A 669-nucleotide genomic window follows, 5' to 3' on the forward strand; every position below is an offset into this window, starting at 1 on the left:
TTGATATGTTTGAAGCATATATTTATATGATTCAGGAATTATTCCCTAATGCACGCATCGTTATTGATCGTTTTCACATTGTTCAATCAATTAATAGAGAAATTAACACTGCGCGTATTCGTTTGATGAATGAAGTTAGATACACAGACCAACGATTTTATAATAAGTTAAAACGTCATTGGAAGATATTTCTTACCGACACAGAAAACCTAGAAAGCTTTGTTTATGGTCCTGTGAAACTCTTTGATAAATGGATGACACCTCAAGGTGTCTTGGATTATATGTTAGAAGAAAGTGACATACTTAAATCTACGCATCAAGTGGGCCATCAGCTTAGACGGGCTTTAAAACTTAATCAATCGGAAACGTTCTTTAATTGTATTAAAAACGAAACATCTATTTCTAAAGGTTTAAATAGAGTATTAAAAACATTCGATAAATTTTCACCTCATATTATGAATACGTTCAATTCTCCTCATTTATCAAATGGACCTATTGAAGGTTTTAATAATAAAATTAAAGTTCAAAAACGCATAGCCTACGGTTATCGTAACTTTGATAATTTCAAATGTCGTATAATTGTCAAAGAACGATTATTTAAGAAAATAAAAAGGAAACCAAGACTAAAAAAGTCTGATTTCCTCTTTGTCGCTTAATCTAATTATAATT

Annotated in this window: 1 protein-coding gene; it reads left to right on the forward strand. The window is 30.2% G+C overall.

Annotated elements, in window-relative coordinates:
- Positions 1-656 (forward strand): transposase (locus CD128_RS10895; RefSeq protein WP_231917316.1); only part of this gene is annotated, 656 nt, incomplete at its 5' end.
- Between the last annotated feature and the right edge of the window lie 13 nt (positions 657-669).

The organism is Staphylococcus croceilyticus, assembly GCF_002902575.1.
GTDB classification, from domain to species: domain Bacteria; phylum Bacillota; class Bacilli; order Staphylococcales; family Staphylococcaceae; genus Staphylococcus; species Staphylococcus croceilyticus.